Origin of the sequence: Sphingopyxis sp. LC363 (assembly GCF_000756385.1) — a bacterium.
Lineage (GTDB): Bacteria > Pseudomonadota > Alphaproteobacteria > Sphingomonadales > Sphingomonadaceae > Sphingopyxis.
In genome coordinates, this window is the sequence record NZ_JNFC01000009.1 from 43,131 (window position 1) to 53,988 (window position 10,858).

The following is a 10,858-nucleotide window of genomic DNA, read 5'->3' on the forward strand; positions in this document are numbered from 1 at the left end:
TGTGAGGGTGCATAACGCACCCGAAGGGGTGCATGTGCCACCCTATATCGGGGTGCAATCGACACCCGCCAAAAGTGGCGAATTCCGGTCGGTTTGAAGACCTGATCGGGGTGCAAATTGCACCAGCAATTTCTGCGACTGTCGGCCAGCTTGACCCTAGTTCCGGTCGCTGATATCCGAGTTTCGCCTTTCGCAAGAACCCACCGCCTACCCCTGAGAGGGAGGGTGGTTTGGAATTTCATCGTCGTTCTGTTGCGCTCTCGCCTTCAGCTTGGCTTGCTCTAAACGAGCTCGCCAAGTCGGAAGGCATTACCAAGTCAGAGCTTGTCCGTCGCATCGTAAACAGCTTCCTGGCGGACCGGGATCGTCCCCAGTTCAATCCGCAACGGATGGCTATCATATGCGAGTATGTGCAGCTCGTTGCCGATGAATGGGTGAGGACGAACGCGCCTGATCGGCGTGACGAATTTCTCGCAATGGTGGATGCACGAATGGACCGTCACCATGACAGATAGGCCGTCACGCCCCCGCCATCCGCGCTCATGGTCAAGTCACGGCGAAGCCAATCGCAACTCTGGCAACTTCACCCGCGGTTCGCAGCTCATAGGGCATCAGTTCTCGATGTGGTGGCGCGGCGCGCGCGTGCCCTTGTTCGTCTGGTTCGGTCTGCTGGCCGCATTCACCTGGGTCAAACTGACACTCATTCTCGATGATTATGAGTTCCAGATGCTCGGCACCAAGGCGCTCGCGGCAACCTGGGACTTCATTGGCCTCGACGAAATGAAGCGCGCCAACGTCACGCTTCGTGACGGTAGCATCTATCCAACCTACATGGGCTATGTTCCCTATATCCCGGACGTGCAGGTTGCGTGGGCAAAGCTGATGAACGCCTTGTTCGGAAGCTTGTTCTTCGCGAGCGCCGGCGCCGGGGCTTTCGCGTTGTGGTTCATTCCGTGGGCACGCGATCGGGGAGAGTCCATTCTTGCCGATCACCACGAACGCGGCGTGGAGATCGTCGAGTATGACGTTCTCAAGATGATGCTCGATCGTCATAACCTTGACCGCGTTCGGACTCGCGCGAAGGAGGCGTTCCCCGATTTGACGCTCGCTCAGGTCGAAGCCTTGCCGCTTGCGGAGCGCAAGGCTGCGGGGGTCATCTTTCCGTACAAGATTGCGACGTTGCCGTTCCCTTATGGCTTCGAACAGAGCCATGTCATGCTCACGGGCACGACAGGCACGGGCAAGACCACGCTCATTCGCCAGCTCGTGGCGCAAGCGATAGAGCGGGGCGACCGGTGCGTGCTATTCGATCTTACCGGCCATTATATGGAAGCGTTCTACGACCCCGATCGGGACCATGTTCTGAACCTTAATGACGCGCGCTGCGAGTCATGGTCGCTGTTCAATGATTGCGAATCTCGCAGTGAATTCGTGAACGCCGCGACAGCACTTATTCCCGCCGACCATGGATCGGACGGAGGCTTTTGGGAGAAGGCCGCGCGTACCCTGTTTGTCGAAATGTGCGATAATCTGAAGAAGAAGGGGAAGGGAACGAACCGGCACCTCTCAGATGAACTGTTGAAGGCGAGCCTCAAGAAGATCTACGAAAGCCTAAAGGGCACGGTTGCCGATCCGCTCATTTCTCCCGACGCGGCAAAGATGGCGCAATCGATCCGGGCCGTGCTCAACGCCCATGCTGAAAGCATCCGCTTTCTGCCCGATAACGGTGAGCCGTTCTCCATCAAGAATTGGGTCGAACGCGACGATGGTAAAGCGTCGATCCTGTTCATCACGGCGCGATATGCCGATCTCGATATGTCGAAGTCGCTGCTGACGCTTTGGATGAATATCGCGATCAATACGATCATGACGCTCCCCCATTCGCGCCAACTTCGGACCTGGTACATCTTCGACGAATTGGCGGCGCTCCACAAGTTGCCGGCTCTTGAGCGCGGGCTTCAGACAGCACGCAGTTTCGGCGGCGCGTTCGTTCTTGGGCTCCACAATTTTGCCGGGCTCCGGGCCCCATATGGTGAGGATGGCGCCCGCAATATCATCAGTTTGACCAACACGAAGATCATGCTTCGCACCACCGATCGGGATACGGCCGAGGAATGCTCGCGCCTGATCGGGTTTCGCAAAGTTCGTACAATGGACGAATCCTACAGCTACGGCGCGCACCAAACTCGCGACGCGTCGACGATCTCGCCGACGACCAAAGAGGAAGCGCTGGTGATCGCCGATGACATCACCAGCCTTCCCAATCTCAACGCCTATGTTCGGTTTCCCGAGAAGTTTCCTGCGACTTTAGTGTCGTTCCCCTATGTCGGCTTTTCGCCGGTTGCCGAAGGGTTCATCAAGGCTCCGGCGCCGCCCGAGCTGGAGCCGATCGTAGAGGACGATAGTGAAGGCGATGGGGAAGAGGGGGGCGGTCAGGACATCGCGAACGACCGTCCCGAACCCGGAACCACTTTGGCGGCGGAATGGAGCGGCCGTCCCGAAGCCGCAGACCTGCAGGAGGGGCGCGGGATCCGCGCGCGCGACGTACTGGATGTTGGTCGTGGGAGTTCGGATAGTCGGTCGGATCTGATCGGGGAGCCAGTCAATCTGCATCCCGCCGGTTCATTGGCCAAGCGGTCGATCGACGACGTTGCGCCGAATGGTGCCATCCCTCGCAATGCGGCCACCGGCAGTAGCGGCCGGCAGGATGCGCTTTCCTATAAGGAGCGGCTTCGCGGCGCCAAGGATCCGACTGAAGAGCGAAGTGGCGAACTGGCCCGCCGCGAATCCCGGATGGACTTCGGGGAGAGTGAGCATCGCCGCGCCGGCGGTGCCGAGCTCGGCGCTGACGGCATGGCCCGCGGCAGCGACGACCTCGGCATGGACATGGATTGAGCGCGATGACGGTTTCGATCGGCAAAGTGCATTCCGCGGGAGGGGCCGCGGCCTACTTCGCGGCGGACAATTATTATACGGCCGAACAGTCGGAAGCCGTGTCAGCCTGGGCGGGGGAGGGGTCGAAGGATCTCGGACTGTCTGGGACCGTCGATACCGCCACGTTCGAACGCATCCTGAACGGCGAGCTGCCTGACGGAAAGCAGATCGGCGATCCAGCGACACGCGTCAGCGGTCGCGACTTCACATTTTCGATGCCGAAGTCAGCCTCGCTCCTTGCGCTGGTTTCGGGCGACAAGCGGATCCTCGCCGCGCATATGGAAACAGTCAAACAGACGATGGCCTGGGCAGAGAAGAACCTCGCCGAAGCTCGCGTTCATGTTGACGGCAAGGATGTCGCTGTCCGCACCGGCAACCTGGTCTACGCGCTATTTCCGCATGACACGAGCCGGGCCACCGACCCGCAGAGCCATATCCATGCCGTCATCGCCAATCTGTCCCGGCTTCCCGAGCGATTCCGGAATCCCGATCGCGTCGACGAAAAGACCGGCGAAGACATCCGCGACGATGGCTGGCGCGCCTGGCACAACGGGACGATGTACAAGGCCAGCGCAACGCTCACCTCGATGGCAAACGCCATCCTCCGTGAGAAAGTCGAGGCGCTGGGCTATAAAACCGAGATCACGGGTAAACATGGCGCTTTCGAGCTTCTTGGCCCCAATGGGGAGAAGATCAACAAGGAAGCTCTCGATGGCTTCTCCAAGCGCGGTAACGACATAAAGGCAAAGGCCGAGGAGCTCGGCGTACATAGTCCGGAAGGCCGACGCGCCATCACGCAGCGCACGCGCGATCCGAAGATGGATGCCGGCGATCGCGCGGAACTTGCCGAGCGTTGGCGCGCCGAGGCGCGAGACTATCGCTACAATGGCGACCAGATTTACGCCATGGCTCTCGAGAGGTCGCGGGATCGCAGCTCTCCGATCGAACGCGGAATATTGGCCGTCAGCACCGCCATTCGGGATAGTCGCGACCGCCTTGTCGACTATCTGAAGCGGCCCGAGGATCCATTGGTCGATTCCGGCCTCGCCAAACTGACACGCACGCCGGCGACCGCCCGAACCCAATATGCAACCGCGAGCGCCATTCGCATTTTGGGCGAACGCGAAGCCGTCTTCAGCACGGCCGACGTCATAAAGACGGCTGTGGATCTTGGCGAGAAGGGTGTGACGCCCGAACGCATCGAGCGCCGGATCGCCGAGCTCGTCGAAAAGGGCGAGATCGTCCCCGAAACTTCGCAACGGCTCGACAAAGCGATCGACATGATCACGACGCGGGAGGCGATCGAGCAAGAGCGCCGCATATTGAAGGCGATGGACACAGGCGCCGGTGAAGCGCGCCCGCTCATGTCGGCCGACGTCGCTCGCGACCGTCTGCAGGAGCTCGCGGTCCCGCGCGAGCTCAACACCGAACAGCTCGCGGCCGCGATCCAGATCGTCTCATCTCCAGACCGCATCGTGCTCGTCCAGGGCCGTGCCGGCGCGGGCAAGTCGACCATGCTTCAGCCCGTCGCCAAGGCTGAGGCCATCGATGCCACAGCGCGATTGATAGGCGCCGAAGACGCCAAATCGATCCTGCTAACCGCCGATATGCGCGGCGATGCGCAGGCCCTCGCTTTCCAGAACAAGATGGTCGCGGATCTGAGAACAGACACCGGAATGGAAGCGCGCACCGTCGACAGCTTCATCTATTCGAACGAGAAGTTTCTGAATGGCGAGGCGTCGGCCGAAGCCTTCGCCGCGCGTAAGGCCGACCTCGCCGGCACCTATCTTATCCTCGACGAAGCATCGATGATCTCGAACGAGCGGATGGACAAGCTAACCGCGATCGCGAACCTGATGGAGGTCGGCCGCCTCGCCATCATCGGCGACCGCAAACAGCTCAACCCGATCGACGCGGGCAAGAGTTTCTCGGTCATGCAGGCGCGCGCCATCCAGGACCAGCTTCCGGTCAGCGAGGTCAACATAAACATGCGCCAGAAAACCGAAGACATGCGCTTGGTTGCCGATCTCGCCGATGCCGGCAACGTGCGCGGCGCGATCGCGATCCTGCGGGATCGCGTCATCGAGAGCAAAACCCGGATCGCCGACGCCGCCGGCGCCTGGCTCGCGCTGCCGGCAGACGAGCGGAACAAGACCACGCTCCTGCCTTCGAGCCGCGATGGACGTGCGGAGGCCAACCAGATCATTCAGGAGGGGCTGAAAGCCGAAGGCACGCTGAAAGGGGACGGGCGCGTATTCAATGTTCGAGAGACTCTGCAGCTCACCCGCGAGGAGTATCGCTACGCCCGCAACTGGAAGGCAGCGCAGTTCCTCGAAGTCGGGAGTCGCGATAATGGGCTAGGTCTACCGAAGGGCGATTATTATATCGAGCGCGTCTTCGAAAACGGCCGCGTCGAACTCCGCGACATGCGCGGGCGCAAGCACCGTGTCGAACCGTCCAAGATCGACCCTGGCGGCAAGCTTAATCGTCTGAAGCTCAGCAACGAAAAGCGCATCGAGGTTCACGAGGGCGAGCGCATCCGCTGGACTGACAGTGATAAGCGCGATGGACGCGGCATGATCAACGCGACGATCGCCAGCATCGAAAAGGTCGACCGGGACGGAATCGTTGTGAAACTCGCCGACGGCGAGGTCCGCGAGCTGAAGAACGCCGACCCGATGCTCAAGCGCATGGATCTCGCCTATGCGATCAACACGCATATGGCACAGGGCATCACGAACGAGGCCGTATTCTCGGTTATGGGAGCGGGCGAGACGAACCTATCCAACGCTCGCGCCTTTCTCGTCAATCATACGCGGCAGCAAATGGATGTCAGGCTGTTCACCGACGACAAGGTCAAACTGATACGTCAGCTCGAGAGCAACCGCGGCGACAAGACCTCCGCACTCGAGGCGATCGGCGAGCTGGCGGTGGAACGCATCCTGTCTGGTAAAGACGGGGTACGCGACACATCGACCGGGGAGGAGGCGGACAAGCCGACTCTCGCTGACCTCGAGCGCAAACTCGATCTCGGCAACAGCCTTGATGTCGCTGCCGCCGCCACAGCGGAAAAACCCGAAACCAAGGAGACGGATATGGGCGGTCCCAGCCCCGCCGAAGGAAAGGGTGCCGGAAGGCCCGTGGCTCCAGCGCCGCGCGAAGAGCCTCAACTCGATCGGTCGAAAGGGCTTGAGCTGTAAATGCGCCGATCGCTCTGCCTTGGCCACGCTCAATAGAATGTCGGCAATGACACTTTACCCGCCGGCAAAGTGTCATTGATGACAAAGTGTTCGATTTCTTGGATTGGGGATTCACTTTTCGTTCTAGATATGCATGATTCTTACATGCTTCAGAACCTTGCGCAGCACGGCGATAATGGGCCGCCAGTGAACATGCCGACCATGATGGAAGCGTTGGCGCAAAACTCAGCCCGCCCGCGCTATGCCTTCATGGTTCTAAACCTCATTGCGAGTATCGCCGGCCCGGATGGAAGGGCGGGGCCGCTAGTTGTCACCGATGGCACTGCGGCGACCATTCGGGATTGGCTTTGCGACGCTTTGGCTCCCATGGGCTCTCGCGATCCGCGTCGTCAGGCGCTAGCTGCCCGCGTGAAATCTGAACTTTGGAGCACTGGGCGCCTCCCCACCGACGCTGTTGCCGCGAAAACCATCATCGACGACGAGCTGCGGCAGCGCATTCGTACGGCGGGAAAGGCCAACGTCAGCCGCGCAGTCTCGGACCTCGTGCGCGCGGGACTGCTGCACCGGCATTATCAAGGCTATCGCGTCGACCATTACAATCGCGGCGCGCGGCGCCAGGCGGTCTACACCCTGTCGCGGGTTGCACGCGAATTGCTGCAAACGGCGAGGGTCCGTCATTCGACGATCGGCGCGCCCCATCAAGACAGTTTGCCGCTTTTTTCGTACGCTCGCTAGTTGAGGTCGTGGCAATTGCTCCGGGACCAAAAAATGGCCCTTCGCACTTGCAACATAAACTGACGCTTCCCATATGCCATTCGCCTTTCAGGCATCCTCTCCCAAAACTTTTCAGGGCCGGCGTAAGCTGGCCCTTCTTTTATCCGCGTTCTGCTCGCATTTTGCCTGGGAACAGAGCGCTGCTATAATTGATCACAAGCTAGAAATTTAACATAATCTTTATTATCGAACAATTATTTATCCCACATTTGACAGACTTTGGAAATTGTGGGATAACTCCTCATGGACACCCTTCGCACCTTCAGCGATGAGCAATCCCGGCTTCTCGTCAACCTCCGGCAACGATATGAAGCCTGGGTCGTAACCGAACGCGCCCGGGCCGCGCTGCCTTATGATTTGCGCCGCAAGACAGTGGGCGAATATGAATATCTCTATCAGATCCATGATCGCAGCGGAAACGGCAAGTCGCTCGGTCGCATGGACGCTGCGCGGGAAGCCGAGTTCCAAAAATATCGCCAGCAAAAGGCGGAGCTGAAAGAACGTGGCGCACTACTGAGCGCCAAACTTGCCGAAAGCGCCGCTCTGTACCGGGCTCTGCGACTTCCCCTGCTTTCCAGCGATGCCGGTCCCATTCTTCGAGAATGCGATCGTCGCGATCTTCTTGGCTCGCACCTCCTCGTCGTCGGCACCAACGCGATCGCGGCCTATATGATAGAGGCCAATGGCTTCATTCTCTTGCCCGACGAAACCGAAGACTTCGATCTCGCCTGGGTCGCCGCCGAGCAAGACAATTCCGAACAAACCGTCTGGCAGATGCTGAAGACCGTCGACCCGACCTTCACAATCAACAGCGAGCGTGATTTCCAAGCACGGAATGCCCGGGCGTATGAGGTCGAGCTGCTCGTAGCGCCGTCTCGTGCCGAAACACTGAGCGACCGCGATCAACCGCGGCCGATTCCTTTGGAAGAGCAGGAGTGGCTGCTGCTTGGTCGACCGGTCGATCAAGTCGTCGGCTGCCGCGATGGGTCCCCTGCCCGGATCGTAGCGCCGGACCCTCGATGGTTTGCGCTCCACAAACTCTGGATGTCAGAGCAGGCCAAGCGCAACCCTCTTAAGCGTCCGAAGGACCGTAAGCAGGGGCTGGCGCTGCTCGACGCCGTCGTCGAGGCCATGCCACATTATCCGCTCGATGAGGCATTCGAAGCGGCGATCCCGCCCGATTTGCAAGAAATTTTCGAGAATTGGCAGAAAAATACCACGGCTGGACGCAAGTCCAATTGGTGATGTGAGAGCGCCTTTCGGAAGAGGTTATGCGGCTTTGTTTACGTCGTCGATCAGCGCCTGAACCTTCCCAATCGGTGTTTCGTCAATTGGCCGGATCGTCTCGCCGCAACCTTGGCATTCGACCGTTCGCCGCAAGCGCAACGTCTTGTAAGTGAGGTTCAGCACGAAACCGCATGCCGGGCAGTTCGCCTGCGCCCTGATGTCGTCCAGTTCGTTCGCCATAGGTCATAATACCACACTGATGGTGCCCCGGCTACGCAGCGATGTCCTCAGCCTTTGGTGATCTCGTTTAATTGCTTCTTTTCGTCGGGTGAAAGCTCCCAACGCTCAACCGTGTCAGGCTCGGAAAATTCTGCACCGATGCTGCACGTCGTGTTCGACCCGAGAACCATATAATGGGAAACTAGCAATATCCGACGCTTATCCGAGAGATTTTTCTGAAAACTGGCGATAAACGTCGTGCCGTCGAGATAGTAAGAATATTCACTACCCTTGGCTGTCTTGACGATTTCTACGCCCTTTTCCTTCTTCTGCTCGAAGGCTCCGAAGTCCTTCACGAGCCAATCAGCCGTCCGCTCATGGATGGCTCTACAATCTTCCAACGACATCTTCTGGTCCGGGTCGTCGATCATCTCGCGCTCGTATTTGAGCGAGATGTCGGTCAGTTTGTCAAACCGGTTGAAGGACAGCGCGAGCGTGTATGGGATGCCATCCACACTGGTGTAGGAGATAAGATTATTGTCGGGCGTAAGATAGCAGCCGCGCACGGCTAGTTCGAGCAAGCACCCTTTGACGGCTGCTGGATTGAAGCGGCTCAAGCCGGTCAGCCCGGTCGATTCTGCGAACGACATTCCAAACTTCAAATTGCCGTAGCCACCGATCCCGGAAGGTTTTGCGTTTTCCGATTGGGCGGCTGGTGCCGTGGACCCACAAGCTGCAAGAGCAAGTGCGATAGGTAACAGCCAACGAAAGCGGCGCGCAAAGCCCGTCACTTCCAATCCAAGCCTGCCGTGTCGAAGGCGAATTGCTGGTTACCCTGCTGGTAGAATTCGGCTTCGATGATGACCTTCTTCGACTTTTTCAGGTTGGCAAGAAATCCGGATTCGTTGCTGAGGAACGCGATGTCCGAACTCCCGTCGCTGGCACCGTCGCAAGCATAGCGCTTGATAGGCTGATCGTCGAACTTCACCGACACATGACCATCGCTGTAGCTACGGCAGAGGATTTGCCCTTTATCGACAAGGAACATCACGTTCAGTCCGTCAGTCGGGCGCTTGCGAACTTCAATATATCCGCTGACCGTTCCATACGGGAATTGAAGGTTCACTTCGTTCGAACTGGTCAGGCGCGCCGTTTTCGTGACGGTCCCGCGCATTTCGTCCATCTGTTCGTTGTAGGTCCACTTCGACGGCAGCGCAGAGGGCGCTGCGTCCTCACCCTTCGCGCTCGGCTCTGTCGTGCTGGCGACTGGATCACTTGCCGCCATTGTGGTGCTTGCCTTCGGATCAGCAAACGAGCCGACAAGGATCAGCGAGACGATCGCAGCTATGGCGAAATGCCAACGCTTGAGGCTCCCAATGTAGGGTTTGAAAACCCCGACGACAGCCGCCAAGAAAATGATCGCAAAAAGTCCTGACACATCCGCCCCCGCGTGTTGAATTCATCACGGAGCATTACCCGGACAGGCGTTAAAGGGCAATTACGTCGGCGACACAGATGCCGATGATCTTACAACCAGAATAGCTGTGTCCCGACGTTAAGGGAGGATCGGGAGGCACGAACGTTCCGGGCACGTATGTTTCTACCCGTGTACAATCGGATTACATCTTCAGCGACAGAAGCTGTTCACCAATTGCTGCTAGGGCTGAGACTCATTCAGAGCCAGAAGGCCAAGGTAGTGACCAGCGCGACGGCTGACAGGAAGTTGGCGGCGAGCTTGTCGTAGCGTGTGGCGATCCGACGGAAGTCTTTGATCCGGCAGAAGGCATTTTCGATGAGGTGCCGGCTACGGTAGCGGTGCTGATCGTATCGGATGGCTCGCTTGCGGTTGCGGCGACCCGGAATGACGGGGCTGGTGCCATTCTCGCGCAAGGACGTCCGCAGCCGGTTTGCGTCGTAGCCCTTGTCGCCGAGCAGGTAGCGCATCGGTCCGGCGCGTTCGAGCAGTGCCGGTGCAGCCTTCACATCGCTGACATTGCCCGCCGTCAGCATAAGGGCATAGGGGCGGCCGAGAACGTCGGTCAGGGCATGGATCTTGGTTGTCCAGCCGCCGCGAGAACGACCGATCGCCTGCGTCTGGCGCCCCCTTTTCCACCAAAGGCCGAGCGCTGGGCTTTGATGTAGGTGCTATCGATCGCCGTGCTCTTCGTCACCGCACCCGCCCCTGCCAAGGCATCGAGCAACTTCGTCCAGAACCCCCGCCGCGACCAGCGGTTGAAGCGGTTGTAGACCGTCGTCGATGGTCCATAGTCTGCCGGACAGTCGCACCACCGGCAGCCGGATTTCAGTACATGAAGGATGCCCGAAATCACCCGCCGGTCATCGACCCGTCGCGCACCAGGCTGGTTCCGGGGCAAGTACGGCTCGATCGCCAGCCAAGCTTCGTCCGACAACCAGAATAAAGAACGCGACATCGTGAAGGGCCTCCCGCTGCGGTGAAGGCCCTTTGAATCAATACATACAAGCAATTTCAAGAGGCTGATTGG

Annotated in this window: 9 protein-coding genes; 5 read left to right on the forward strand and 4 right to left on the reverse strand. The window is 59.1% G+C overall.

Annotation, left to right across the window (positions count from 1 at the left end):
• Nucleotides 1-483: 483 nt before the first annotated feature.
• The 4 genes from FG95_RS04600 to FG95_RS04615 all read left to right on the forward strand — a co-directional run bounded on the left by FG95_RS04600 (nt 484) and on the right by FG95_RS04615 (nt 8,153).
• Nucleotides 484-2,895 carry a type IV secretion system DNA-binding domain-containing protein gene (locus tag FG95_RS04600; protein WP_200880148.1) on the forward strand — a complete coding sequence of 804 codons (2,412 nt, stop codon included), beginning with the start codon at nt 484-486 and terminating at the stop codon, nt 2,893-2,895.
• A 5-nt stretch (nt 2,896-2,900) separates the two neighbouring features.
• The gene (gene mobF, locus FG95_RS04605; RefSeq protein ID WP_037554295.1) at nt 2,901-6,134 is read left to right on the forward strand and encodes a MobF family relaxase; all 3,234 of its coding nucleotides are present in this window, start codon (nt 2,901-2,903) and stop codon (nt 6,132-6,134) included.
• 129 nt (nt 6,135-6,263) lie between these two features.
• Nucleotides 6,264-6,869 (forward strand): hypothetical protein, encoded by a 606-nt coding sequence (locus FG95_RS04610; RefSeq protein WP_081933005.1) that lies wholly within the window; start codon nt 6,264-6,266, stop codon nt 6,867-6,869.
• A 282-nt stretch (nt 6,870-7,151) separates the two neighbouring features.
• A complete protein-coding gene (locus tag FG95_RS04615) occupies nt 7,152-8,153 on the forward strand; it encodes a GSU2403 family nucleotidyltransferase fold protein (protein ID WP_037554251.1) in 1,002 nt (333 codons plus the stop codon).
• Between the two features lie 24 nt (nt 8,154-8,177).
• On the opposite strand, the gene FG95_RS04620 is transcribed toward FG95_RS04615, so the two are convergent.
• The 4 genes from FG95_RS04620 to FG95_RS20110 all read right to left on the reverse strand — a co-directional run bounded on the left by FG95_RS04620 (nt 8,178) and on the right by FG95_RS20110 (nt 10,729).
• A complete protein-coding gene (locus FG95_RS04620) occupies nt 8,178-8,375 on the reverse strand; it encodes a hypothetical protein (protein ID WP_037554252.1) in 198 nt (65 codons plus the stop codon).
• Between the two features lie 47 nt (nt 8,376-8,422).
• Nucleotides 8,423-9,151, reverse strand: a complete 729-nt coding sequence (locus tag FG95_RS04625; protein WP_148309295.1) for a hypothetical protein — start codon at nt 9,149-9,151, stop codon at nt 8,423-8,425.
• Entirely contained in the window at nt 9,142-9,765 is a 624-nt protein-coding gene (locus FG95_RS04630) for a hypothetical protein (RefSeq protein WP_095389291.1), read from the reverse strand. Before FG95_RS04630 ends, FG95_RS04625 begins: the two co-directional genes overlap by 10 nt.
• Before the next feature lie 263 nt (nt 9,766-10,028).
• A protein-coding gene (locus FG95_RS20110) for an IS5 family transposase (protein ID WP_234716168.1) occupies nt 10,029-10,729 on the reverse strand; the annotation gives its coding sequence in 2 pieces (ribosomal slippage) (nt 10,029-10,453 and nt 10,453-10,729; 702 coding nt in all).
• On the opposite strand from FG95_RS20110, the gene FG95_RS21020 reads away from it, so the two are divergent.
• Nucleotides 10,671-10,811, forward strand: coding sequence for a hypothetical protein (locus FG95_RS21020; RefSeq protein WP_234716212.1), 141 nt, complete (start codon nt 10,671-10,673; stop codon nt 10,809-10,811). The genes FG95_RS20110 and FG95_RS21020 overlap by 59 nt on opposite strands.
• Nucleotides 10,812-10,858: the final 47 nt, after the last annotated feature.